We start from the raw sequence: 25,158 nt of genomic DNA on the forward strand, positions 1-25,158 counted from the left end.
TGCTTAGAAACCAATTTGATTTCATTATTTTAATATAAACCCGTATAAAATCGTAGCAACAATTGTCATTACACCACCAATACACATTTCATAAGGGATAACTTTCATCCGTTCTTTGATCGACATATGCATGCTGTTGGCAGTAATATGAAAATAGTTTCCTTGAGGGACACTATCAATTACGGTTGCACCAGTATGAACCATGACTGCTGCGGCTAATGAAGATGTTCCGGTTGCTAAAATTGCATGGCCAAATGATCCTGTCGCTAAAATAACTGCGGTCGAAGTCGAACCTACTGCTAATCCCATCAAAATCCCAGAAATAGGTGCTAAGAATGTCCCAGAGATTCCTGTAATAGAAATCAAATGAACGACTTGTTTTGAAAGATCAGAGACTGAAATTAATCCCGCAATCGCTCCCGCACCAATTAAAATCAATACTGTATCCGTCACACGATAAATTCCGGCTTTCGAGTATTCACGGATTTGATGCGCACGGCCCATTGCGATCGTTCCCACGATTGATGCAAAAGGTAAAATATACATCGCATCAACCTTTAAGTTTGCTAACAATTGAATATGCAGCATCGTTCCGATTGGATTAATCAATAATAGAACGATCGATAATACCGGAGCAATCAATGCCTTGCTTAACGGCAGTAGTTCCTTTTCTTCTTCTTCGCCAATATCACTATCTTGAACCATTGCACCCTTCTTTTTGATCAAACTAGCAATCACAACTGCTGTAATCAACCCAAAAACAGCTGGAATAAAACCGGCAATCATCACACTACTCAGATCCAGCTTGAAACCATTGGCTGCTGCAATCGTGTTGGGATTCGGAGAAATAATGTTTCCTGCTTTTCCGCCGCCAGACAAAGCAGTTAATAAAGCCAACTTACTTATTCCAGTCTGTTTTCCTACCGAAAGAGCGATAGGTGCTACAATCAGAACTGCTACGGGAATAAAGACACCTACTGCCGTAATGATCATCGTAGACAACGCTAAAGACAATATTGCTTTATTGGCTCCCAGCTTGCTAACGATTGCATGAGCAATCGATTCGGCTGCCCCAGACTCCATCATCACACCCGCCAACATTCCGGCTGCCAATACTCGGATGGCTGTCCCCATGATACTTTGTGTACCACTAATCAATATATTTACTGTATCACTTAAAGAAGCACCCCCGATTAAACAACCTACGATTGCTCCTAAAAACAACGAATAAACCGGATTCATTTTTCTTAAAATCAAAAAAATTGCGAAAAGCAAACCAATAATTGCCGCATACCACGGTATAACAATATCTGCCATGTGAAACATCTCCCTTTTTTTGTTTACGTTTCCATTCTACCAATTTACTTTCTAAATAAAATTGGTAGATTTACAACTTCAGTTGTGCATCTGCACAGAACAATGAGGGCATAAAACAGATAATTATTTCATTAACTAGAAATCGTTTCACACCAAACACTTGAAAAACCAATAATCAACGAAGGTTTGATGCTAAATCAGTCTGATGACAAACAAGGAAAGAAAGTAGCTTGTTTGTCAGAATAACATTACTCTCAAATAAGCGAATAAATCAATCGATAATAAAAATAGGATTGCGATAAGTCAATAAAAGACTTTCACAATCCCACTTCTTTATCGTGTTGAAAAATATGATTTATACCTTCTACAGATTTTCTATAATCCTTTTTTTCCAAAGAAAGGCAAGAATTTTGGTGTTTGGTTCGCATACTCGCGATACCCGGCTTTTTGCCGATTTTTCTTTTCTAGTAGGGGCACCCCTGAAACAAACAGCAATAATAACGTGATTGTGACTGGGCCAATGATCCCCCAAAGATTGCGCCATTGAGTCAAACTGATCAGAAAAATTCCCCACCAGCTAAGTGCCTCACCAAAATAATTAGGATGCCGCGTCAACGACCAGAGTCCCGTAGTCAACAACTTGCCTCGGTTATTGGGAACTTTTTTAAACAGTGTCAACTGATAATCTCCGATCGTCTCAAAACCAAAGCCCATTAGCCAAATAAATACACCTAAGCTGTTCCACCAATGAAACGCGTCATTGTTACTCGTCATCGTCAAAAAAATTGGCAAAGCAACGATACTTAACAAAACACCCTGTAAAACAAAAACGTTCAAGAAAGCCTTTAACTTCGCAAAATGGTTGCCCCAGCGCTTCCGCATATTGATATAGCGGTAATCCTCAGGCTTGCCGATATTACGTTTGGCTAAGTGGAAAAAGAGCCGCAAGCCCCAGATCGTCACTAAGCCTAGCACCCACAAAGCCGCCGTCGTTTTTTCCGGCTTCAATAAAAATCCAGTCACAGCGACAAGCACAAAACCGATTCCCCAAGCGATATCAACAATGGAGTTATTATGCAGCGCCTGAGCGATAAAAAACAAAACGGTGAAATAAAGAAATAAAATAATCAGAATGATCGCTACCATTAGTTGACGTCCTCCTCTTCCAACTCATAAGCTACCGCCACGCTCCCAACGCCAGCACTCATTGCTACCACCGTTGAAACATCGGTAATAAAGCTTGGTCCAAAGCCTAGCTTATTTTGCAATTCTTGCCCCCAGCGCTGCGCTTTCGCCAGCTCGTCAGCATGGATCAGAGCATAACGTTTAATAATCTTCTCTTCGTTCGCTTTAATCACCTCCGCCAAAATTTTCTTTTCGTTTCCCGCTTGACTAAAAGCAAAATTACTCAGCTTGCCATCCCCTAAAGAATTTAAGCTAACGATAGGTTTCAAATTGACCATCTTAGCCAGCCGTCCAACAGCTTGGGGAATCCTTCCTGACTGAATCATAGGATTCAGGTCATTGACACTAACTAAGATATTCATTTGATCTCTTTTCGTTAAAGCGGCAGCAGCGATTTCATCAAAGGATCGTCCTGCTTGAATCCATTCATTCGCAGCCATTACTAGTAAGCCCTGCGCCGCAGAATTTTGATGAGAATCGATGACTTCAATGCGGGTTCCGCTTCTGCGTTTCGCCGCTTCTTTGACGGTATGGAAGGTGCCACTGAGCTTGCTAGCGACGGTGATTACTAAAATTGCTTCATAACGTGTTTCCAAAAATGAAAAAAGATTGTCCACTGTTTTCAATGTTGGCTGTGAGCTAGTGGCTGCTGTTCGCTGAGCCATTGCTAAAAATTGATCGCTTTGGATCGTGATTTTGTCAATATAACTCGTCTCGTCGATCAAAATATTCATCGGCAAAACATGGATTTGGTTATTTAATAAATACTCTGCGGGCAAATCTGCAATAGAATCAGTTACTAAAGCAATCGGCGCTCTTCTTTGCTTATTTACTTGATATTGCAGCAGCATATCGTCGGCCTTTTGTTGAATCGGTTGACCGACTGTGCTCAAATACGCCAAGACCTCAGCCGGTTTGTTTGTGTGGATATGAATTCGAGCTTTTCCACGGTTCACCGCTACTACTAAGGAATCACCGAAACCTTTTAAGTGTTCCTGTAAGTCGTGCTTCGTTAATTGGACCTGATCCAACAAAATCTCTGTACAATAACGTTGAAGAGGTTCCGTTACCTGGGCATGATTTTCTTCGTTATAGTCGAGTGTGATTTTCTGTTGCTTTGCTTCTACCAGCTGCAAACCACTTTTCGCCAAAAATGCATGAGTGAAGCCTTCGATGAATAAATAGAAGCCTTGCGCGCCAGCATCTACTACGTGGTTCTTCTTTAAAACCTTTAACTGATTTGGTGTATTTTCCAATGCGATTTTAGCTGTTGATAAGGCATTTGACAATAAATTTTCTAAATTTGGCTCGCCGTTACTCAAAGCTTCCGCCCACGAACGGATCACCGTGATAATCGTGCCTTCTACTGGCCGTTCGATTGCTTGATAGGCTTCGGTGATCGCGACTTTTACGCTTTCCAAGAAGCTTTTGACTGAGTTGGTTTCTTCTAACTTTAGTAAATGATTGTAGATGCCATTAAAATATTGTGCGAAAATAATCCCAGAATTTCCGCGAGCGCCAATTAGCGAGGCGTCGGCGACTTTTTCAAAAACTTCAAGTACCGTCTGACTTTCCCCTGTTGTTTCTTCCAAGATCGCTTGCATCAAAGAAGCCAAGTTGCTGCCGGTATCCCCGTCTGAAACAGGGAATACGTTAATCTGATTTAACCGCTGCTTATGCTGGATCAGTTGAAGCGCCCCTTGTTGAAAAGCCAAACGTAATCTTTTTGGATCGATTGATTGATTCACTTGTGTCATTTCCATCCCAATTACCTCCAATTAAAATGCTGAGCAACAAAGACGGTGATCCCTGAGACTGTCGCTGTTACAAAGGTTCCCCAAATCAGATCCGCCACGGTTACACGGATCGGCCAGTTGGCGATCGTAGCTAAATTGGTCAGATCGTAAGTGCCGTAACACAGTAGCCCTAAAAAGCCTCCTGCGGCAATCGCGTATAACAAACTATTTTTTTCTAAGGCTGGATTAATGATAAAAAACAATATTCCTAGTAAATAAATCAGATAAAAAATTGCTGCTGGACCAAACCTCGTTTGCCCCATTAAATTTCCCAAATATTGTTGGTACATTTTCCGCGCGACCACTAATAGCCAAAAAAGATCTAACGCTAAAAAAGAGACTGCTGCGACACCAACTATTTTTAACCAAGAAATCATGATCATTCCCCCAGTTTCATTTTTATTTATCAATTGATAAGTTAAACCTATCATAACCATCCTACTTGAGAAATAATCCCGCTTGGCCCTATTCAGTTAAGGATTCAAAAAAGGATGACCGCCCTATTAGCTGTCATCCTTTTCCCCGTCAATATTCGCTTAAACTTGTTGAATCAATTTTCTCCTCACGTAAGAAAAAATTGAATTTGCCTTCGTCTATTTTTGATCACTCAAACAAGTCTCGATCAAGTCTTGCACTTTATGAATAATTTGAACAGGTAGCAACGCATCGATCACCGCTACCGGAAAACTATCCGGCACATTTTTCACCAAACAAGTCGTGATCAGCCCGTCGTATTTCTTAATCTCCTGCCAAAAATCAAAATCATCATGATTTCGATACTCAAATTGATGCAACTCAAAGTTGCCGTGACAGCTTTGGCGGATATATTCCACTAAGTGTTGCTCCTCCAAACGCATCACATCCCCAATAAACAGGAAATGCAACTTTCGGTTCTGTAACTCGATGATATCCGCGCTATCCTTCACCAAGGTCACTAGCAAATAGACATAATAATCCACCGCCTCCTTTGGAACAAATGAATACGCCTCAATAAATTGCTGAACTAGACTGAACACCTTCACCGTCGTACTAGTATAATCCTTTGACAATCCTTCAATGAATCGTTTTCGCGGGTTTCGCAAATCAATGATCAGTTCTTTTTTCTTATAAAAAGGATAGAAGTAAACAGTCAAGATCCGAGCAATTTCATCAATCATAGACGGGTTGAGGGCATGAGCCATCAGCTCATTAAATTGCCCCACTAGAAAGCGATGCCCTTCAAACATTTCACCATATTTTCGATTTTCCGCAATGGCCTGCGTCTGGTGAGCGTAATTCAGGACACACGCATCGGAAAACGAACGCCAATTAATGTCTCGAAATACGTCATCTGTCACTTCCAGCGAAAACACTTTCGTCACCGTTTCCTTAAAAGCGGTCAAACCTTCGAGCGTAGGGGATTTCAGACAATTGGTCCTGAGTTCTGACTGCGGGAAACTATGACCATTTTTTATCCGCCACAAACTGATGATCGTCCGAAAGACCGCGTCCTTTTGAAATAAATAACGATCTCGATACTCATTGACCTCTAAAAAATTCATAATCATCTTTGAGACAGTCAGCAGCTGCTCTTGAGTCAGTTTAGGAAAACGTATCTCAAAACCCGATTCTTTTTCAATGAAATAACTATGATAAAATTCACGAATCAACATTTCATCGCCTTCTAATCTTAAGGGGCGGTAGCACAAACGAATCCCGGTCTTTTTGAATACCTTCTCAATTCGTTTTAGATAACGCTGTACGTTAGAGGAGCTGGTAAACACTCGTTCTGCCATCGTGACAATCCCATGAGACTCCTCGTAAAGCAGTTCTTCGATTAATTTGTATTCAAAGGAGTTAGACAAAATATCGCCGTAAAGCGAACGAATATTGGCGTGATCGGCTGCTTTCAACCGATACAAACCTTTGTACTTTATAACCTGCAAATTCGACTGTCGTTCATTGATCGATTTGACATCCTTCAGTAAGGAAGTCATTGAACAGGCCAATACACCTAGCAACTGATCACTAGAGGCTGCACCATCAGGGCTGTAATAAATGGCTTCGACTAATTGTAAATGACGTTTGGTACTTGGACTCAATAAATCACGAAAATCCATCTCGCTTCCCCCCCTACTTTCAAATTATTTCTTACAAAAGACTTCATAATCAATAGCTAAATAAAGTTTTGCTGAAAAGATTCTTATTATTCTATTTTACACAAAAAAGAATTTACATTTTTTCAAAAAAATTGTTATTGAATGTTCTTTTACATTGTCAAAAATTGAAATTATTCTTTTATTGAATCGTTAAATAAAAAATACAATAAATCCATTTCTGTTTTTTATTCATTTTGATACTCTTCAAAAGAATAAAATGAATATTCAAAAAGGCGTTTTGAAATAAAGAAAATGAATAAACACGGATGCTATTTTGATCCAAGCGCACACGGACGTGCATCCAACCAGCGAACGCCTGAAAATAATAAATACAGCCCGCTCTTTCAATTCATTTACAAATTGAATTATTTCGGTAACCTGATAAAATAGGGTTTGAAGATGAACTTGAAGGAGCAAGCGAATGAACGAACAGGAGTTAAATATTGCCTTAACCAATAAATATATGGAGCTAAACAGTTTATTCACACAATTCTTTCGCGAAAATTCGCGTGGACCGATCAAATTTGAGAATCGCAACCGTGGACAAGGCCAGATTTTAAATATTATTCGCAATCATGGAACGATTACACAAAAAGACTTAGTCAACCAGTTAGATATGCGACCACAATCCGCCTCAGAGATGATTCGCAAGTTAGAAAAAAAAGAATACATCACACGAGAAAAATCCGAAGCGGATAAACGAGTGATGAACATCCATTTAACTAGTCGCGGTAAAATCGCCGCCCAACAAAGTGACGACTTTCGTCCGATTGTTTTAGAAGCCTTAACCCACGAGGAAAAGGAACAATTTGATCACATTATGAATAAATTGATCGCTGAATTGGAACCGCAAGTTAGACACAAGCCAAGATCACGTCGCGGTCGAGATCATTAGAAGAGGTCGCATGAGCACTCTTAAGTTACAGTAAAAAAGCCGTTTTCCAATATTGGAAAACGGCTTTTATGCTTGATAATGCAGTACTTTTCGTTGATACAAGGTTTGACAGTCACGATTATTTTTCCCATGGATTGCAACGAAACGCTTCAGTTGTTCCGCTGATATCTCTAAGCGATGCTCCATGACATACCATTCCACGCCTTCGGTCAAAGGCGGCGTAGTCAATGAACCGATATAATGATAGTAGCTTTTATTTTCCGGAATCAAACCAGCAGTTGAGAATTCTCCCTCACCTTGCTGGTGATCGTATTGGTTAAGGACTTGTTCGAAATCAGCATTATGTGCCCCTAGCTGATACAAGACGCCGATAACCGCCTGCTGTCCATTGACTGCTTGAAAAAGAAAATGTCCTTCCAAGGGAAATTTTTCACCATTGATTTGATGCTCTGAATCTGCGTGAAAATGAACTTGAACAAAATGAAACAAGCGCTTATTTAAACAGGCTTCTCCCGCGTTTAATAGTTGCAGATTTTGACCGTTGTTCAAAAAGGTGGCTGTGTTGTTTGTAAAGGCTACCTGCACTTCTCCCAGATCTTGATTCATTTCTATCTGGCTCGTTTGAATATCAATTGGTGATTGGCGATGCCCTTCTTCTACGTGCCATTCTTTTTGCTGGCAGTAATCAATCAAAAATTCTGCTTTCATAAAATCCCTCGATCAAATAAAATTTTTACAATAATATCATTTATCCGAAAACTTTTCCATCCATTTGCAAATATCTTGAAAAACAATTTGCTTCTGGCGTTCATTCAAAATTTCGTGACGGGCATTTTCATAGAGTTTAACAGTAACTTTTGTCGATCCAGCACTTTGATAGGCTTGAGCTGCCTTCATTACGCCTTTGCCAAAATCCCCCACAGGATCGTCGTTTCCAGCTAAAAAAAGCAATGGCAAATCTTTAGGAACCTTCTTCATTTCCGTGGCATCTTGACTTCGAATAATCATAGAAAAAAGTTCATGATAGCCATTTAACGTAAAAAGGAACCCACAGTTATGATCCAACAAATAGGCATCGACCTCCGCCGCCACACTCGACAGCCAATCTTTATCTGTTCGCCGGTTCGAAATTTTGCGGTTCATATTCCCAAAGGCCAGGCGATCAATCAGCTTGCTGGGGTGCATTTCTCCCTGAATGCGACTTAAGATTTTAGCTGTTTGCCGTCCCATTTGCGTTAGCCAAAGGGGTTGCTGTCCAGTTCCCATCAAGATTGCACCGTCAATTTCCTCGCCGTGATCAAATAAATAGTTTCGCACAACAAAAGAACCCATGCTGTGTCCTAAAACAAACAATGGCAGATCAGGATAGCGGATTTTTCCCCATTCAGTCACCTGATACAAATCTTTGATTAAACCAAATGTTGTCTTTTCATCATAGAAATAACCTTGCGGCTGCTGATGGATAGACTTGCCATGACCTAAATGATCGTGTCCAATCACTGCAATTCCCAGAGCATTTAAGTATGTTGCTAATTCGTCATATCGCAAAATATGTTCGGCCATCCCATGGGTGATTTGCAAAACAGCCCAAGGAGCCGGACAGCTCCAATGATACCCGTGAAGAGTTGTTTTTTGATCCACTGATAATAATTCGAAAGCTTCTCTCATGTGATCTCCTTTTTCCTATTAATGTATTTATTTTCTTCCAGAAAATAAGGTCGATTTTCAAGCCGTATATCATTCCACTATGTTCTTACTACCTTTTTTCGGTTACAAATTTATCCGGAGGTTCTCTTTCGTAAACTGCGAAAAGTGGAACTGGCATCCTTTTTCCTATTGAGGTATTTATTTTTTTCCAGAAAATAAAGTCGATTTTCAAGCCGTATATCATTCCACTATGCCCTAGCTACCTTTTTTCAGCTACAAATTTATCGGTAGATTCTCCTTCGTAAACTGCGAAAAGTGGAACTAGCATCCTTTTTCCTATTAAGGTATCTATTTTCTTCCGGAAAATAAAGTCGATTTTCAAACTGACCTATCCTCGCAAAATCCTTCCCAAGGCGGAGGAAAATAAATTTTTTCATGCTACACTTATTATAAAGGGGTGAAGAGCTCATGTCATGTATTGGAAATTTAATTTGGATGATCTTTGGGGGCTTAATTGGCGGTTTAACTTGGTGTTTGGCAGGGATTTTGTGGTGTATTAGCATCATAGGGATTCCTATTGGCTTACAATGTTTTAAATTTGCTGCCTTGAGCTTTGCGCCGTTTGGTAAAGACGTGGTTTATCGTGTTACTGGCGTGAACTTTATTGTCAATATTATTTGGCTGATTGTTTCAGGTGTACCATTGGCGATTGGGCATTTAATTAGCGCTGCCTTACTATGCATCACCATCGTTGGGATTCCCTTTGCAGCTCAATCATTGAAGCTGGCACGCTTAGCGTTGATGCCTTTTGGTGCAGAAATCGTCTACAGTCGCTAAGCATGAATAAGTTAAAAATCAGGCTTCTTTCCAACAATTCGGAGGGAAGCCTGATTTTTTAGTTTGAAATCGATTATTTATCGTGTTAGCCAAAGATTAAATAAATCAATCCTACAATCACTAAAAGAAGATTTAGCGAAACTTGGATATTTACCATTAAGGATGATACCTGCTTCTTTCTCCGGCGAGCAAGATTGATATAAATATTATAGATCCCAACGAGAATGATAAAAATTACTAATGCTATTAAATACAAAAAGCCACTTCCCTTTTTGCCTGTAGTGTATCGTGAATGGCTTTTACTAGCAAGTAAACCCAGAAACTTCTAATTTAAGTGCCTAAAGAAATCCCTCAGCTCTGATTTGCGTCGCTCTGACAGTTCTCGCTTAGGAATATCTAAGATTGCTCCTTCTAAGCCATATAACAAATGCAGACACGCGCCATCATCGACTAAGTGGCGGATTTTCAAAAAGGCCTGCTCCGTCCCTAATTTCCTCAGCTCATCCGGAGTATTGATGCCCACTTGCGCCAATTTTTCTTCATTCACTACACCAATATTTTTCATTTCTGAGATTTTCATCGTTTGCTCCTTTTCGTCTTATTATTCCATTATACTCCAGAAACAAATTAGAAAAAATACCATTAGAAGAAAATGTGAACAAAATACAGCCACTCAGATGGTTTTTCCGCTATTTCCGGCTATGACGTTCGGATGTTATTGATCTTCGCTGCCTGCCTAAAAGAAGAATCAGCCCTAATAAAACCCCCACTAAAAAAAGCAACCCAGCCAGTAAATAATCAAAGAACGCATCATCCGATTCCTTGATCGTTACGTCTGAAGCATTCAATTTACTGGCTTCTTCGGCCTTTACATCAAATTCTTTTTGCAGTGACCAATGATAGTGATAGTTTTCAGTTTTATCATTATTTTTTAAAGAAAAATCGCCGCTCTCAGCTTGATTACTATAGGCTTCAACTCGAATCACATATTTACCCGAATCCAAGGCTTCTTCTATCGGTATCGTCAAGTTGAAATTGGAATTCGGAGCCATTTGCAGATCGGCTTGAGTATTCCTGTAGCTTTTTTTCTTTGAATTCAACTTTGTAATCGTCGTCTGACAAACCAATTGATTCAGATAGCTAGCCTTGGGATTTTGTAAATTGGCTTGAATTACATTACGAGCATTCACTTGTCCAGCGCTGGCCTTGATTAATTTCAAATCTGGTGCTAACTCTTCTTCATGCTGCCGCATCAACAAAGCCACAACGTAGGAATATTCATTTTCAATTGCTAATCCTTTTTGATTTGATCTTTGTCTATTCGTCGTCTCGCTTCTTTTTTCCTTGAAGGTAAGTCCTCCAGCGAGGATGCCGGAAAAGCTCGTGTTTGGCATATGTACAGTTAAAGCGTATTTGATGTCAGTATGAGGCGGGATAGTCACTTCGCTAGGAGCTTCGACTAGCTTTTTTAAATCATAAATCAAGCTGTCATCTTTTTTGATCGCATTCTGACTGTATTCCACCACTCCGTTGCTATTGGTAGTGGCGCTAGCTACCCCAACCTCCACGACTACTGGCTTATCTGTATCATTCCGCAACACTACCCCTAAGTCTTGCCGCTGATCAGGTTGCAGCAATAAATCAAAATAACTGTTCGTCGCATCAATTTGATTTTCAGGTATTTGTGGTAGCACCGAAAAATGAAATTCTGCCGCAGCGCTTTTATCCCCTACCAGGCACATGAATAAAAATAAGCAACTTAATATTCCACATTGACAAAACCTTTTCATACACACGATTCCCTTCGAAAAAATAAGAGGCGTTTGATCGCACCTCTTATTTTATTGATTAATTTTTAGGTGTATCTGCTAACACCCAAGTAAAAGTAGTTTCGTATTTCTTCGCGTATTTTGTGGTCGTACCCGGAACAGATAATTCAATACTCTTTTCGGCCGTTGCTTGGTCATTTCCCCAAGTCAACAGATGGGTCCCGGCTCCTTGTCCCTCTGACGCCATCATCACATCCGTCAACTCATCCGTTGGCATGACTGTGATCATCGCTACACCAGTTGGTTTTGCAGATTCAGAAGCAGAGATTATTGTCCCGTTTTTGAAAGTGATTTGGGCACCTGTTAATTCCTCGTTGTCCATGGTTTTAAACTGACTATTTTGTTTAACTTGTAACTGCCAGCCTGCTTCGGTTCCGCGATTATCAGTTACTTGGACATAGTTGGGACCAGTCTTTGATTGTCCGCTTCCATCGAGATACGTCTGTGCTTTCGCATAGTAAACCTGCTTTGATGAAGTGATTTTCTGTTTTCCAAAATCCAAACTAGAAGCATAGTCAAGCGACAAGGGGCCTGCGGTTCCTTCCTCAGGACCATTAGGATCAGTGGGATCAATTGGAGTGATCGGTTTCGTAGGATCGGTAGGATCGACCGGTTTTGTTTCCTCTTCGGAAGGCTCGAAAGTAATCATTCCGTTTGTGGTGTACTCCGCATCAGACAAGGCCATAGCGCTAAGCGGGGCTCCTAAAGTTCCAACAAAAACCACTACAGACAACAACAAATTCATTTTTTTCATGTACTGTTCCTCCTGTTTCTATTTATTAAACATATTCGCTCTATCTCACGTTCATTTTGTGAGCAAATACTTTTAAACTTAGCTATTAAAAAACGCAGTTAAGCTGGTCAAAAAGAATGTTTAGCCATTCTAAGCGTCGAACACTTACCAAAGATCGCGTTCTATTACGAATGACTCCCGACATAAAAAAATACCCTTTTTTTAAAGAAAATCTTTTATTTGTCTATTTAAATTTCAAGCTTTTATAAAAATAGCGTTTTGATATTTAAAAAAAGGAATCTTATTTATTTTTTCGTCTTTTTACAACTAACTTTTTATTACTTATTAGGAAATTATTTGTATTTACTGACAATAAGTTTTATTATATTAAGAGCGATGATTTAATAACGTTGATAGGAGGTTTTCTGAATGTTGGGAATGGATAAGAATACGCTGTTAAAATTACAAATAATTGAGATCCTAGACTGCTTGCAAACACCCATTACTTTAAAGGAGTTGCAAATGAAGATTGGACACTCCAGTCTCGGAACAATTCGAATGAATTGCAAAGAGCTGCAAGGGATTATTTATAATCTTTATTTTGAAGACGGCTATTCCTTGAATCTCCGGATGAACAACGGGCGCGGCATTCAGTTAGAGCGTTCTTCTACTAACCTTCAATCCTTGATCACGTATTTATATAAAAGTGATTTGGCCTTTGTGATTTTACAAAAGGTCTTAGCAGAGCGAAAGCTTTCTGCGATCCAATTTTGTATGGATCAAACTATTAGTGAGTCGACATTACGGCGTAAAATAAAAGAAATTAACCAAGAGCTTGCTCACTATCACTTATATATTTCTTGCTCTGCCCAAATTAGTTTAAAAGGACGAGAAATCGATATTCGCCGCTTTTACTATATTTTTTCTCGCGGTCTGCATCACCAGTTTCAACAGATCGAACCGGTCAAAGATAGTGAGAAATATCTGCGATTAGCCAAAGAGATCGCCAATAGTCTGAAAATTCTAAACAATCCAACCAATATTGAGATGATCAGTTTTTGGCTTTACATTACGCAACAATCCTTAAGTAAAAAAGCCGAACTGTCATTCAATGATGCTGAAAAGAGCTGGTTTAAACCCTATCGGTTCCCGAAAAAACCAGCCTATTTAAAATTTTTCAGTCTCAATGAGTGGAAATTCTTTCTCTATGCTTTGTACTGCTCGCACTTAAATCATTTTGAATTGGAACCAAAAGATCCGGAACAAAAATTCTATGTGGATTATCCTGCGAAGCAATGGATGACACTTTTTCAACAGTATTTCCGCCCCCTCAATTCAGAGGAACAGAGATTTGTCACCAGAAAACTGAAACAACTTTACGTTTCCTATCAGTTTTTTAAGTTAGACGATCACTTCTTAGATGGGGTGAGTGAAAAAGTCGATCTGAAAGCAACTAGAAACCAGTATCCTTATTATTACCGCCGTTTTCATGCTTTCTGGGAGGCATTTGTCAAAGCAGTACCAGAATACGATCGCCGGCAGTTGCGTCTCTACTCTTTGTTGACTTGTGTGGCTCTTTTCCCATTAGAAAATTGCCTTCCACGCATTTCGGTCTATGCTTTTTCTGAGCTAAGTGAACTATTTAGCACCTTTATTCAAGAAAAGATCGATTTGCATTTTAAAAATCGCTATCTTTTGACTTTTGTGGAAGAACCTTCGCAGGCTCAATTAATTATTGGCACCTCTCCTTCGTTCAAAGCTTTTTTATCTGAGAATCAAGAATCTGCGATCATTCGTTCAAAAATATCAGAGACTGATTATTTAGAGATCGAAGCCGTTTTGGAGCGAATAGTCAAAAAAGACTTGGAATTACCACCAGAAAAATCAAATTTGAGTTGAGAATTTGATTAAAAAAAGGTATTGTTGTATTTATCACAAACAACAAGGAGGCTGCTATGGTATACGTTAGCGAAATGCACACTAGCGCACCCAGCGAATTTGGTTCCGACCTGGAAAAGAAAACTTACGAAACATTGGTTCAATTGAAGATTCCTTTCCATCAGGTAGCCACTGGGGAAGCGCTGACAATGGAAGATTGCATTGATATCGACAATCGTTTAGGCATTGAAGTCGTCAAAACTATCTTTTTATGCAATCAGAAAAAGACCAAGTTTTATCTTTACATCACTCCGGCGGATTTTAAGTTTGTTACAAAAGAATTTGGTAAAAAATTGGAAATCCCTCGTGTCTCTTTTGCCTCTGCTGATTTATTGAAGGAACGTTTAGGCGTTATCCCTGGAGCAGCAACGATTTTTGGTTTATTGCTAGACTCAGATCACGAGATTCAGTTAGTTTTTGACCAATCGGTTGCTGAGCGGGAATGGTATGGCTGCAGCTCAGGGTCCGTAACCAATTACATGAAGCTGAAAACGAAAGATTTATTTGAAAAATTCTTACCTTATACCGGTCATGAAGCTATTTTTATCGATTAAAAAAAAGTGTTAGGAGACCCCTCTCCCAACACTTTTTTAAATGGACGATCTTGCTATTAAAACAGATCAAAAACGGTTGTTTCTATTTTTTAAACACTTTTAACCCCTTAACCTAACACTTTTTAATTATCTGACTGAAACACAGCCGATTTCTTTGATTGGTCCCGTAATTTCTTTGCCGCAATCAAATCCAACAGCTTGAATCGCAAAGTAATGAGTTCCTCTTGATAAGCACACCTCACTCAACCCTGAGTCAAGATAATACCCTCTTCCAAAAGAACCGTTCATATATTTCGCATAACGAACGTCAATGGTCTTGTAAGCGGAACCGTAGCCGCAACCGCTAGTTCTGCGATAAACACGTACTTTTGTATAATCCAATGAATTTGGGTTTTGGGTACCTAAGAAAATCTGTGCTCCGTAGTAACGTGTTGGAATGCAGCCACACATTAATTTATTTTTGATGCAGCCTCTCAATCCATTACCAATTTCTTTTTTCTTCAACGTCGTAGCACAACTTGAGCCCCACTGTGGGCTGACCCAGTTGCTCCATTGACCATAATTCGCTTTCACCCAATAGAAGTAGGTCGTACATTGGTCTAAGCAATCGTCTAAGTAAGTCATTTCAGAACCATCTTGCTTACCATTAACTCTAATGGCAGTTGCCTGATTGATATTATTTGTCTTACTACGATACAGTGTATAGCTAGTCGCAAAACGTGTTGAGCCGTTGTCGCTCTTCGTATTTGTCCAAGTAACTTTGATCGCTTTGTCAGAAACCGCCTTTGCTTTGATATTTGGATTCAAGGTAGTTCCGCAAACCGTGAATTTACCGACATTTGAACTGCTAACGGTCTCAATCGTATATGGACAAACTTTCGGACGTTTCACCATAACCTTGTAGCAGTAAGTAGTATTATGATTTAATTTGATGTCATTGTAGGTTGTCTTTCCAGTAACTGTCGCGATTTCTCTAAAATTGCCGGAATTGTAATCATTACATTTGTTGGTTGCCCGGAAGATCTTGTACTCAGCATTGCTGCCTTTTGATTCCCAGCTAAGTTTTAACCAATGATGTTGTGTTTCTGTCACACAAACATTTTTAACAGCATCCCATTTTTCTTTATAATTGTTATGGTTACACTCTTTGCCGCTATGGTTTTTATCGCAATCGTCATGATGTTTCCAATTGTTGTTACAGTTTTTATCGTTATGTTTTTCGTCACAATTTGGTTTGTGATGCCAGTTGTTGCTGTTACAGTTGTTGCCATTATGATTTTTGTCACAGTCGGGATCGTGTTTACAATTGTTGTTATTGCAATTGTTGCCACTATGATTTTTATCGCAGTCAGGCTCATGTTTGCAATTATTTTTGTTGCAATTCTTGCCACTATGTTTTTTATCACAATCGTCGTCGTGTTTCCAGTTGTTAGTGTTACATTTCCGACCGTTGCTGTGGTTTTTATCGCAATCCTTGTCATGCTTTCCAGCATTATTGTTACATGTCCGACCACTGTGTTTGCCATCGCATCCTGTTTTATGCTTTGATGAACCATAAGTGTCGGCCTCGACATCCGTTTGCGGTGCATCTACTGCTTCGTCAATTTTGGTTTCCGTCGATTGCGTAGTTACATCTTGATTGGCTACTGGCGCAGTCGCTGTTTGCTCTTTCCCCTCCACTACAGCTGAGACTTTGTAGTAGTAAAGATAATCGGCCTTCAATGTCCCTTCAACTTCCAACTTCATAAAATCATCAACAGTGAAGGTCTTATTGCCGGCTAGTGTTTGAATTCGTTCAAACTGACCCGTTTGCGTCTCTGCCCGGTAAACATTGTAGCTTTCGGCCCCTTCAACCTTATCAAATTCGATCGTCGTCCAATTTTGGTCCTTATTATATTTAGCTGCTACATTTGCTGGCGTGTCACTATCTGCCGCAAATACTTCGGCCGGTATCCCTAAAGAAGTGACCGTCATACACAGCATCATTACCAACGAAAACACACTCCATAGTTTTTTAGTGAATGTTTTACCCTTCATTTCTTTCTCCTTTTCTGTTAATGCCTATTAATAACCACCACAAATAACCCTTTGCTTGAATATTAACGCTACTGCTGGCAAGATGGGTTACCAATCCATTGCCTTCTTAATGTAGCTTTTTAGGAAATTGTTTTTGGCCAAAAACAGAATCAGAGTTGCATCTACCACCCCCTCAACAAGAAAATAGTTTATTAAACTTGATTAGAAAAACCTCTCTCAGTTCCTTTCAAAAGGAAATTGACCTTTCTAATCCTTCCTGTTGCCTAGAATATAACAATTTTTGTAATAAATATCCATAATCCATCAAAACAAATATATATTATTCAGATTATGATAAAAAATTGTTTCAATAAACGCTAAGCTCCGTATATTTAAATTTTTATTTAATAAATTGATCGGATAAACATAAAAAGACAGCCCATTAATGGGCTGTCTTTTTGATTGTTTCGATTATTGTTTATGGATTGAAATAATTTTTTGCTGTAAACGGTCATAAACTACCGTGAAATTGGTCACGGCTTTTGCCGAGGTCCGCACGCGGAAATAATAATCCGATTGTCCGTCGGTCGGTGTGTTGGTGTGATAAAAACCTGACAGATACGCATGGGCCAAATCCCCTTGGGTTGCTTTAAATAAGTCAAAGAAGCCTGCTGGTTCGGTCACATTGATGCTCTTTTCTAGTGCTTTGAATTCTGTCTGATTGCTGTCTAAGCCAGCCTTTTTCATTTGTCGATAAAGCTGTGTATCGGTCCCGCGTCGAACCAGCTCCGACCAAGCTGTCTCGAAATCAGCCGATTTATCTAAGTACGTATCGGCTTGCGTAATCACAGATTTCGCATCACTGCCATCCTCCGCTGTTAGGCTGGTCAATTCTTTCTCATTAAAAGTCAGACTAACCGTATAATCATGTCGCGTTCCGCTAGTATCCGTGAAGCTCCAGAGCTGACGTTGAGTCATCTGGGGCTTTTCTTCTATTAAACGCTGGCCAAAACCAATCAAGCTGATACTGACAAAGCCGCTCTCATCCGAACTAACCATCGGATAAATCTTGCGATAAAAATCAAAAAGATTTTTCTTGTCCTGCGATGGACCATAAATTTTTTCTAATATATCTGCCATCCCTTGAGAGCTGGAAAAATTTTGGCTATCACTGAAAGCTTGATTCAAATCAGTGATTTTTTGTGTTTGTGTCGCCAGCAAGGTTTGATCATTCACGTCTTTTAAAGCTAAAGTCGGCAGCTTGGGTAATTCTTCCTTTTTTTCCCCTTTGTCATCACTCGCGAAAACACTGAATGGAATCGTAAATTGCGGGAAATTTCCACTTAATACGATTGCAAAAGTTCCAACGAATAGTGCTGCCAGAACGCCCCAGAAGATCAGCCATTTTTTTGCTGTGTTCATAGGTCACCTCATCTCCACTTTATTGTGGCGACAAATGCTGCGAGCGTCAAGCTTTTCTATCGAAAATCCAATAAATTTTAGTAATTAATCTAAATTTTTCTTGAAAGATATGAATTTAATAGTCATTGCAGTCATTTTCTATTACACTAAAAGAAATGATTTTTATAGGATAGGCAGGATTATGGCAAAAAGAAAAGACATCCAACAGAAAAAACAACATGAAGCAATTGACAATAAAAAATCGCGGGGTAAAAAACGAGGCAAGTTGACAAAAGCAACCAAAATTTCTCTCAGCGTTTTGGCGGTAATGCTTTTAGTCATCATCGCTGGTACGGTCTTCTTCTTTCAGCGTTATGGAAAAGAAGTCACGGCGGCGATTGACGCCGGTGAGGAGCATGCGGCAAAAATTCAAGAAAGTGACTTTAAGCAGCATTATCCCACCACAATTTTAGATGTGAATGGTCAAGTTATTAAGGAATTAAAAACTCAAGAACGTGATTATATGACCTATAAAAAAATGGACCCTTTAGTATCTGAGGCCTTAGTTGCGATTGAGGATCGGCGTTTTTATGAACATCATGGTGTGGATACCCAAGGTTTATTGACAGTAGCGGTGAATGCGGCGACTGGTCGAGGCATTCGTGGTGCCTCAACGATTACCCAGCAGCTAGTCAAAAATATTTATTTGACGCCGGAAGTCTCCATTTCTCGGAAAATCGAAGAAATGGTCATGGCACAGGCCTTAGAAAAACGTTTTTCAAAGCATCAGATCTTGGAATATTATTTAAACAATGTCTACTTCGGTCACGGTGCATACGGGATCAACGCAGCGGCCAAAGTTTACTTTGGCAAGTCCATCAACGATACGACTTTATTAGAAAAAGCCACGCTCGTTGGGATCACCAACAACCCCGGCATCTTTGACCCCACAGATAATAAAAAAAATGCGTTGAAGCGGGCCAAATTGATTTTAAAACAAATGTCGACGCAAGGTTATATTACAAAGGAACAATATGATCAAGCGGTAAAGGACGATTTCACGGCTAAGGTCCATCAAAATGCCTTGAACAATCAATTAGACAACAATGAAGTGGCTCTAGCCGTCGATTCTGCGGCCAAAGTGCTGATGGGCCAACAGGACTTCCGTTTCCAATATCAGTTTGATTCTAAAGAAGAAGAAGATCGGTACAACGAAGAATACAAAACGGCTTATAACAAAGTTTATCAGCGGATCCTTTCTGGTGGCTATCAAATCACCACAAATATTAATCCCAGTCTTCACGATCAGCTGCAAGGAATCGTCAGCAACGTCATGAACACCTGGCAAGATCGGGGCGACAATAATTTCTATACGAAGCAAGCTGCGATGACGGTGATCGACAATCAAACCGGCGATGTGGTCGCTAGTATCGGTGGTCGGGGCGAAGAAGGCAATCATTACAATCGGGCCTTTTTATCCTTCCGTCAACCGGGATCAGCGATCAAGCCCCTCGTTTCCTATGCGCCGGCTTATGAGCGCGGGTTATTGGAGACTTCTACGATCTCTGATGATCGTCCCAACAATACGTATCCAAATAATGTCTACAACGCTTCAAAAGGAACGCTGTCCTTGCGCAACGCTTTGGCGATTTCCTCCAATGTCGTCGCCTATAAACTAGCTTCGGAAAATCGGGACGAGCTGAAGGAACCGATCTACCAACCTTTAGCGCAAATGCAATTTACTGGACTGGACGTCACCGATGACAATCCCATCATTGCTGTCGGTGGGATGACCTATGGCGCAACGACGCAAGAAATGGCCAGCGGTATCGCGACTTTAGTCAATCAAGGAAATTACCGTACGCCTTTGAATGTCCAAACAATTAAACGCAAAGACAATGGGCAAGAGATTTTCAATCAAAATGATTTGGCACAGCAAAAAGTGTATAGCGATGATGCCGCCTACTTAACCATTGATACCATGAAGGCGGTCCATCAAGATCCCGGTGGTACCGCTGCTGGACTAACTCTTGACCACAATAAATATTGGGCGGTCAAAACCGGAACCACCGATGAGGCCAAAGATCTATGGACGGTCGGCGCGACGCCTTACTATACGGTTGCAGTTTGGATCGGCGATGATACACCGCAACCGCAAGACAACGCGATCGTCGGCCAAGCGACGAAGGACATTTTTAAACAAACGATGGACTTGTTAAATAATGGCAAAGAGGATAAGGATTTCCAAATGCCTTCTTCCGTTCAAAATGTCAACGGTCAGCTAATCACTCGCTCCAGTCAAACAAAAGAAGTCTTAGCGGCACGGAAAAACGCGTTGCAAGCAGCTACGACAGATATAGACACGCTAGCTAAACAAAAAGCGAATGAACTGACCACGGCAAAATTAGATACGCCAATGGTTTCTGAGGCCTCTACGTTTAGCAATCAATTAATCTCTGACCGAATCGATACCTTGAGCCGTTTCGAGATTATCGTTACGGATACCCAAGATAATTGGCAGACCTTCGATCAGTACGCCCAGCAAGTACTTGCCTTGATTCAGCAAGTCGAACCTTCTGGTGGCAGCTTGTCTGATCAGTACAATAATGTTTATCGCAACAAAGAAGCCGAATACACTCACGCCAAGGCCGAGCAAAATTCCGCCTTGGATCACGTTAGCAATCAAATTCAAGATGCGAAAGATCAAAGTAAGGATTTAGACAAACAAATTGAAGCGTTGAAGAAACAATTAGAGGAAGCAGATTAAGAGAAAGCGGTTGGGACAGAAGTGTTCAGCTTCAAGAAATTTCGGCTTATTTCCGAAGAAGCTACTTCTGTCACACCGTTTATACGGAAATAGGAGCTGAGACAAATTAATATCCCAGCTCCTTTCCTATCGCTTGAAAGGAGTCTGAAGATGGATCAACAAGAAATTTTTGATCAATTGATCGCTAAAGATACAAAAGAGGCGTTGGCAACTTTTCATGTCATTGAAGCAGCTAGTAAAGAGTCCCCTCTTTACGCGAATAATTTATCATTCTTTTTACCCGCATTAACATGTGAAAAAGCTTGTGGTCGAGGACGTGCCTTTAAATTTTTCATGCTTAACGCTAAGTGGGACAACGAAGAGATCATTGAAAAGCATTTGTTAGAACTACTTGCCATTTTAAATGACCCTAACGCTCCCGTTGTAAGGCAATGCCTTCTCTATTTGCCTTACTTAGTCGCTGCAAAGCCGGCGCTGATCCCAACGATCCAAGCTAAATTAGACAGCCTAATCTTGGACGACTATAAAGAAAGTATGCAGGAACTTATTAAAAAAGATATTGCGAAAGTCCGTTTACAGTTTGGATAGAAAATTCCCAGTTATTTAGTTGATTGACCTAAATAACTGGGAATTTTTTTGTTTACATTTGGACGGTTGTTCCACTGTTACCGCCTAAGGTTTCGGACGCTTTTTCTAATGAGGCGATGATTGCTCGGCGTCCGGCTTTTGATTCCGCGAAATTAATGGCTGCCTCAACTTTCGGCAGCATACTGCCAGGGGCAAATTGATCTTCGGCGATATATTTCTTCATCTCAGCGACTGAGGTATTTTCCAAAGCTTTTTGATTCTCTTTGCCAAAGTTGACAAAGACGTGATCCACAGCCGTTAAAATAATGAATACGTCTGCGTCGATTAGTGCCGCCATTTTAGCTGCAGCGAAATCTTTATCGATCACGGCATCGACTCCTTTGTAACGAGTCCCTTGATAAATCACCGGGATGCCTCCTCCACCACAGGCGATCACGACTTGCCCCGCATCGACTAAGGTTTTCAAGCTGATCTTTTCGTAAATATCCACCGGTTTAGGTGACGGTACGACCCGGCGCCAGCCCCGGCCAGCATCTTCGACATAAACATCGTCACTTTCAGCCATCAATTTTTTTGCTTCATCCTCACTATAATAGCCGCCGATGGGTTTGGTTGGATTAGCGAAAGCCGGGTCTTTGGGATCAACCACGACTTGCGTCAGCATGGAAACGACCGGAATATCAGCCAAACCGCGAGCAACTAATTCCTCGTCGATTGCTTGCTGTAAATGATAGCCGATATAGCCTTGGCTCATGGCCGTACATTCAGGAAACGGCATGGTATCTTCCGCCGTCTTGCTGGTTTCTTCAAAGGCTAAACGAATCTTACCGACTTGCGGGCCATTGCCGTGAGCGATCACGACTTGATGTCCATCAGAGATTAGATTGGCAATCGATTTGGCCGCTAATTCTGCTTTCGTTAATTGTTCATTGGCAGAGTTGCCTAACGCATTTCCGCCTAGTGCGATTACGATTTTTGACATGAGAGACTCCTATCTTTGTGGTTGCTGTTGTGTAATACAGTGGATATTTCCGCCGCCATACACGATTTCTACCGTATTTACGCCCACAATTTCTTTATCCGGGAAAATCATTTCCAATTGTTCCAAAGCTAAGGCATCGTTCTTGTCGCCGTATTGCGGAACAATTACGCCCCCATTTGTTACTAAATAGTTCATGTATGACGCGATACAGATATCTCCATCCTCACGCGGCATGGTGCCTTCTACGTAATCGATTTTGAAATTGCCATCGATGGTGACCGTTTCAATTGGGCAGCAGATCTTATGAACTTTTAATTTCCGGCCCTTCGCGTCAGTCATATCACTCAGACGTTTGTAGGCATCCTGCGCCGCTTCGTAGAATGGACTCTTTTCATCTTCAGTGTAGATACAAGCCACTTCACCTGGACGGACGAAGCAAGCTACGTCATCTACGTGTCCATTCGTTTCTTCCGGATCGATCCCGTCACCTAACCATAATACTTTTTCACAATTCAAATAGTCACATAATTTTTGTTCGATCTCTTCTTTCGTCATATGGGGGTTACGGCCTTCACTTAATAGACACATTTCAGTCGTTAAAACCGTACCCTCGCCATCAACGTGGAAAGAGCCACCTTCTAAAATAAAATCAGCTGTCCGATAAGAATCAACATGCTCGATCTCACAAATTTTTTGCGCCACTAAATCATCTTGATCCCATGGGAAATACAAACCGTCAACAAGACCACCCCAAGCATTGAAGCCCCAGTCATTGCCGCGTAATTCGCCTTTGTCATTAATCACGAAACTTGGGCCGCAGTCACGGATCCACGCGTCGTTGTTAGACATTTCATAAACCGTGATATCTTCTGGTAATTGACGACGACAGTTTTGGAATTGTTGTTGTGAAACCACGACATTCATCGGTGTGAATTTACTGATAGCTTTGGCTACTTCAGTAAAGGCCGCTTGTGCTGGTTTGCCTCCGTCACGCCAATTATCTGGACGTTCTGGCCAAATCATCCAAACTTTTTCCTGCGGTTCATATTCTCCGGGCATTCTAAACCCGTCTTGTTTCGGTGTTGTTTTTTCGATTCTCTTCGCCATGATAAATTACTCCTTCTTTTTTGATTTTTTTCACATGTATGATCGCTTCACCAAAGAGTGTGAAGACGACAGCTCCGATCGTGATCGGCAGTTGCTCACTTAAACTTGCTGGATCAAATTGCAGTGGTAGTGCGGTAAAGATCAATGAAATAATAATCATAATCATTGGTAACGCCACCAAAACTTTCAAGAATCCATCGCTGCCGCCAACTCTAAATGGTCGCGGTGTATCTGGATCGATTTGGCGTAATTTGTAGAAGGCTGGGAACACTGGAACATAAGACATCAAGAACATCACTAAGTTCAATGAGAAGAAGGCCCAGAATAAATCTTGATTCGGCAAGATAGGTGCGATGACAACGACGATCGATGCAACCACACCATTCATGATTGCCGCTCCGATCGGCATTTCGTCTTTTCCGCCCCGCTTCGCAAAGATTTTTGGCATATCGCCATTTTCCGCCGCGTAACAAGCCGTATTATTTACTCCTAATGACCAAGAAATCATATTACCGAACAACGTCAGTAAGAATAGAAAGGCCATTGAGATAATGAACCAGCCGCCAGTTGAACCCGTCAATAGTTTGAAGCTGTCCATCAGACCGCTGCCGGTACTGATTTGATCAGTCGGAATCGCCACACCGATCCCAAAGGCCGAGAAGATATAGATTGCCGCGATCACTAGCCCGCCGACAATAATTGCTTGTGGAATTTGTTTTTTCGGATTTTCCATATCATCTGCGAAGGTACAAATCACTTCAAAACCTAGTAAGTTGAAAATAATAACCGAAATAAAGGATAAGCTGTCTAAATTGAAACTTGGCAACATCGAGCTCAAGGTAAATTCATTGGCCGCGCCTTTAGTCGCAAAGGTATAAAGACCTAACGCACCGATCAAAATCGCCAACAACATCTTGATCACTGCCGCCCCATTCAAAATCCAGACACTGTCCGCCACCGGATAAAAACTGATCCAGACGATCACCCAAATGAAGACCAGCTCGATCACAATCGCTGCGATCGTTGGGAATTCGATTCCTGTAATCGTAGTCAACAATCCTGGACAGACGACTGCTAAGGAAGCCAACCATAACGGATAATTGATCCAGTAGTACCAAGAGACCCGGGAACCCCAACGATGTCCGAAAGCTTTTGTGACCCAATCATAAATCCCGCCATCGCCAATATAGGTCGTTCCTAATTCCGATGACATTAATCCATAAGGTAATAAGAATGCTACTAATAAGAAGATCCACCAAAAAAATTGCGAATTTCCGATCGCCGCCACCGGCGCCGCTGCTTCTGCTACAAAGACGACACAGATAACGGATAATATGGCACTCATTAAACTAAACTTTTTTTTGTTTTCTGCCATTGTTTTCTTCCTTTCCGGTAGAAACAGGGATTGAGGATTGCCTCAATCCCCGA

General features: G+C 40.8%; 21 protein-coding genes. 6 read left to right on the forward strand and 15 right to left on the reverse strand.

The window, feature by feature from the left end:
* Positions 1–24 precede the first annotated feature (24 nt).
* From RV00_RS07560 to RV00_RS07580, 5 genes are all read right to left on the reverse strand, one after another.
* Positions 25–1,317 (reverse strand): GntP family permease, encoded by a 1,293-nt coding sequence (locus RV00_RS07560; RefSeq protein WP_071861991.1) that lies wholly within the window; start codon positions 1,315–1,317, stop codon positions 25–27.
* Positions 1,318–1,692: 375 nt separating this feature from the next.
* On the reverse strand, positions 1,693–2,463 hold the full coding sequence (locus tag RV00_RS07565; protein ID WP_071861992.1) for a DUF1295 domain-containing protein: 771 nt from the start codon (positions 2,461–2,463) through the stop codon (positions 1,693–1,695).
* On the reverse strand, positions 2,463–4,265 hold the full coding sequence (locus RV00_RS07570) for a DAK2 domain-containing protein (RefSeq protein ID WP_084133261.1): 1,803 nt from the start codon (positions 4,263–4,265) through the stop codon (positions 2,463–2,465). The genes RV00_RS07565 and RV00_RS07570 overlap by 1 nt, the downstream gene beginning before the upstream one ends.
* Before the next feature lie 5 nt (positions 4,266–4,270).
* Positions 4,271–4,675 carry a DUF2177 family protein gene (locus tag RV00_RS07575; protein ID WP_071862158.1) on the reverse strand — a complete coding sequence of 135 codons (405 nt, stop codon included), beginning with the start codon at positions 4,673–4,675 and terminating at the stop codon, positions 4,271–4,273.
* Between the two features lie 216 nt (positions 4,676–4,891).
* Positions 4,892–6,397, reverse strand: a complete 1,506-nt coding sequence (locus RV00_RS07580; RefSeq protein WP_071861993.1) for an AcpB/EbpR/MafR family transcriptional regulator — start codon at positions 6,395–6,397, stop codon at positions 4,892–4,894.
* A 460-nt stretch (positions 6,398–6,857) separates the two neighbouring features.
* Between RV00_RS07580 and RV00_RS07585 the strand changes: the two genes are divergently transcribed.
* Positions 6,858–7,331 (forward strand): MarR family winged helix-turn-helix transcriptional regulator, encoded by a 474-nt coding sequence (locus RV00_RS07585; RefSeq protein WP_071861994.1) that lies wholly within the window; start codon positions 6,858–6,860, stop codon positions 7,329–7,331.
* 66 nt (positions 7,332–7,397) lie between these two features.
* Here the strand turns inward: RV00_RS07585 and RV00_RS07590 are convergent, their stop codons facing one another.
* Both RV00_RS07590 and RV00_RS07595 read right to left on the reverse strand, forming a co-directional pair.
* Positions 7,398–8,039, reverse strand: coding sequence for a carbonic anhydrase family protein (locus tag RV00_RS07590; RefSeq protein ID WP_071861995.1), 642 nt, complete (start codon positions 8,037–8,039; stop codon positions 7,398–7,400).
* 36 nt (positions 8,040–8,075) lie between these two features.
* Positions 8,076–8,999 (reverse strand): alpha/beta fold hydrolase, encoded by a 924-nt coding sequence (locus tag RV00_RS07595; protein ID WP_071861996.1) that lies wholly within the window; start codon positions 8,997–8,999, stop codon positions 8,076–8,078.
* Between the two features lie 447 nt (positions 9,000–9,446).
* Between RV00_RS07595 and RV00_RS07600 the strand changes: the two genes are divergently transcribed.
* Positions 9,447–9,815, forward strand: a complete 369-nt coding sequence (locus tag RV00_RS07600) for a YccF domain-containing protein (protein WP_071861997.1) — start codon at positions 9,447–9,449, stop codon at positions 9,813–9,815.
* 325 nt (positions 9,816–10,140) lie between these two features.
* Here RV00_RS07600 and RV00_RS07605 read toward each other — a convergent pair whose 3' ends face one another.
* From RV00_RS07605 to RV00_RS07615, 3 genes are all read right to left on the reverse strand, one after another.
* Positions 10,141–10,395, reverse strand: coding sequence for a TfoX/Sxy family DNA transformation protein (locus tag RV00_RS07605; protein ID WP_071861998.1), 255 nt, complete (start codon positions 10,393–10,395; stop codon positions 10,141–10,143).
* Positions 10,396–10,504: 109 nt separating this feature from the next.
* The gene (locus RV00_RS07610; RefSeq protein ID WP_143141776.1) at positions 10,505–11,557 is read right to left on the reverse strand and encodes a WxLIP family cell surface protein; all 1,053 of its coding nucleotides are present in this window, start codon (positions 11,555–11,557) and stop codon (positions 10,505–10,507) included.
* Between the two features lie 106 nt (positions 11,558–11,663).
* The gene (locus RV00_RS07615; protein ID WP_071862000.1) at positions 11,664–12,398 is read right to left on the reverse strand and encodes a WxL domain-containing protein; all 735 of its coding nucleotides are present in this window, start codon (positions 12,396–12,398) and stop codon (positions 11,664–11,666) included.
* Positions 12,399–12,806: 408 nt separating this feature from the next.
* Between RV00_RS07615 and RV00_RS07620 the strand changes: the two genes are divergently transcribed.
* Together RV00_RS07620 and RV00_RS07625 are read left to right on the forward strand one after the other, a co-directional pair.
* The gene (locus RV00_RS07620; protein ID WP_071862001.1) at positions 12,807–14,276 is read left to right on the forward strand and encodes a helix-turn-helix domain-containing protein; all 1,470 of its coding nucleotides are present in this window, start codon (positions 12,807–12,809) and stop codon (positions 14,274–14,276) included.
* A gap of 56 nt (positions 14,277–14,332) precedes the next feature.
* On the forward strand, positions 14,333–14,869 hold the full coding sequence (locus tag RV00_RS07625) for a prolyl-tRNA synthetase associated domain-containing protein (protein WP_071862002.1): 537 nt from the start codon (positions 14,333–14,335) through the stop codon (positions 14,867–14,869).
* A 126-nt stretch (positions 14,870–14,995) separates the two neighbouring features.
* Here the strand turns inward: RV00_RS07625 and RV00_RS07630 are convergent, their stop codons facing one another.
* Positions 14,996–16,906 carry a fibronectin type III domain-containing protein gene (locus RV00_RS07630; protein WP_071862003.1) on the reverse strand — a complete coding sequence of 637 codons (1,911 nt, stop codon included), beginning with the start codon at positions 16,904–16,906 and terminating at the stop codon, positions 14,996–14,998.
* A gap of 450 nt (positions 16,907–17,356) precedes the next feature.
* Positions 17,357–18,307: a hypothetical protein gene (locus RV00_RS07635; protein WP_071862004.1), complete on the reverse strand. Its 951-nt coding sequence runs from the start codon at positions 18,305–18,307 to the stop codon at positions 17,357–17,359.
* Between the two features lie 181 nt (positions 18,308–18,488).
* On the opposite strand from RV00_RS07635, the gene RV00_RS07640 reads away from it, so the two are divergent.
* Positions 18,489–21,053 carry a transglycosylase domain-containing protein gene (locus tag RV00_RS07640; protein WP_071862005.1) on the forward strand — a complete coding sequence of 855 codons (2,565 nt, stop codon included), beginning with the start codon at positions 18,489–18,491 and terminating at the stop codon, positions 21,051–21,053.
* 150 nt (positions 21,054–21,203) lie between these two features.
* Positions 21,204–21,641, forward strand: a complete 438-nt coding sequence (locus RV00_RS07645; RefSeq protein ID WP_071862006.1) for a hypothetical protein — start codon at positions 21,204–21,206, stop codon at positions 21,639–21,641.
* 52 nt (positions 21,642–21,693) lie between these two features.
* Here RV00_RS07645 and arcC read toward each other — a convergent pair whose 3' ends face one another.
* Genes arcC through RV00_RS07660 form a run of 3 tightly spaced genes read right to left on the reverse strand, consistent with a single transcriptional unit; the run spans position 21,694 to position 25,105 of the window.
* Positions 21,694–22,623 (reverse strand): carbamate kinase, encoded by a 930-nt coding sequence (arcC, locus tag RV00_RS07650; protein WP_071862007.1) that lies wholly within the window; start codon positions 22,621–22,623, stop codon positions 21,694–21,696.
* 9 nt (positions 22,624–22,632) lie between these two features.
* Positions 22,633–23,730, reverse strand: coding sequence for an agmatine deiminase (gene aguA / locus RV00_RS07655; protein ID WP_071862008.1), 1,098 nt, complete (start codon positions 23,728–23,730; stop codon positions 22,633–22,635).
* Positions 23,684–25,105 carry an APC family permease gene (locus RV00_RS07660; RefSeq protein ID WP_071862009.1) on the reverse strand — a complete coding sequence of 474 codons (1,422 nt, stop codon included), beginning with the start codon at positions 25,103–25,105 and terminating at the stop codon, positions 23,684–23,686. The genes aguA and RV00_RS07660 overlap by 47 nt, the downstream gene beginning before the upstream one ends.
* Positions 25,106–25,158 lie beyond the last annotated feature (53 nt).

This window comes from Enterococcus devriesei, assembly GCF_001885905.1.
GTDB lineage: Bacteria > Bacillota > Bacilli > Lactobacillales > Enterococcaceae > Enterococcus_A > Enterococcus_A devriesei.

Coding starts and splice junctions, on each gene's coding strand:
- RV00_RS07560 (WP_071861991.1), bottom strand. CDS start 1,317: ATGGCAGATATTGTTATACCGTGGTATGCGGCAATTATTGGTTTGCTT.
- RV00_RS07565 (WP_071861992.1), bottom strand. CDS start 2,463: ATGGTAGCGATCATTCTGATTATTTTATTTCTTTATTTCACCGTTTTG.
- RV00_RS07570 (WP_084133261.1), bottom strand. CDS start 4,265: ATGGAAATGACACAAGTGAATCAATCAATCGATCCAAAAAGATTACGT.
- RV00_RS07575 (WP_071862158.1), bottom strand. CDS start 4,675: ATGATTTCTTGGTTAAAAATAGTTGGTGTCGCAGCAGTCTCTTTTTTA.
- RV00_RS07580 (WP_071861993.1), bottom strand. CDS start 6,397: ATGGATTTTCGTGATTTATTGAGTCCAAGTACCAAACGTCATTTACAA.
- RV00_RS07585 (WP_071861994.1), top strand. CDS start 6,858: ATGAACGAACAGGAGTTAAATATTGCCTTAACCAATAAATATATGGAG.
- RV00_RS07590 (WP_071861995.1), bottom strand. CDS start 8,039: ATGAAAGCAGAATTTTTGATTGATTACTGCCAGCAAAAAGAATGGCAC.
- RV00_RS07595 (WP_071861996.1), bottom strand. CDS start 8,999: ATGAGAGAAGCTTTCGAATTATTATCAGTGGATCAAAAAACAACTCTT.
- RV00_RS07600 (WP_071861997.1), top strand. CDS start 9,447: ATGTCATGTATTGGAAATTTAATTTGGATGATCTTTGGGGGCTTAATT.
- RV00_RS07605 (WP_071861998.1), bottom strand. CDS start 10,395: ATGAAAATCTCAGAAATGAAAAATATTGGTGTAGTGAATGAAGAAAAA.
- RV00_RS07610 (WP_143141776.1), bottom strand. CDS start 11,557: ATGTGCCTGGTAGGGGATAAAAGCGCTGCGGCAGAATTTCATTTTTCG.
- RV00_RS07615 (WP_071862000.1), bottom strand. CDS start 12,398: ATGAAAAAAATGAATTTGTTGTTGTCTGTAGTGGTTTTTGTTGGAACT.
- RV00_RS07620 (WP_071862001.1), top strand. CDS start 12,807: ATGTTGGGAATGGATAAGAATACGCTGTTAAAATTACAAATAATTGAG.
- RV00_RS07625 (WP_071862002.1), top strand. CDS start 14,333: ATGGTATACGTTAGCGAAATGCACACTAGCGCACCCAGCGAATTTGGT.
- RV00_RS07630 (WP_071862003.1), bottom strand. CDS start 16,906: ATGAAGGGTAAAACATTCACTAAAAAACTATGGAGTGTGTTTTCGTTG.
- RV00_RS07635 (WP_071862004.1), bottom strand. CDS start 18,307: ATGAACACAGCAAAAAAATGGCTGATCTTCTGGGGCGTTCTGGCAGCA.
- RV00_RS07640 (WP_071862005.1), top strand. CDS start 18,489: ATGGCAAAAAGAAAAGACATCCAACAGAAAAAACAACATGAAGCAATT.
- RV00_RS07645 (WP_071862006.1), top strand. CDS start 21,204: ATGGATCAACAAGAAATTTTTGATCAATTGATCGCTAAAGATACAAAA.
- arcC (WP_071862007.1), bottom strand. CDS start 22,623: ATGTCAAAAATCGTAATCGCACTAGGCGGAAATGCGTTAGGCAACTCT.
- aguA (WP_071862008.1), bottom strand. CDS start 23,730: ATGGCGAAGAGAATCGAAAAAACAACACCGAAACAAGACGGGTTTAGA.
- RV00_RS07660 (WP_071862009.1), bottom strand. CDS start 25,105: ATGGCAGAAAACAAAAAAAAGTTTAGTTTAATGAGTGCCATATTATCC.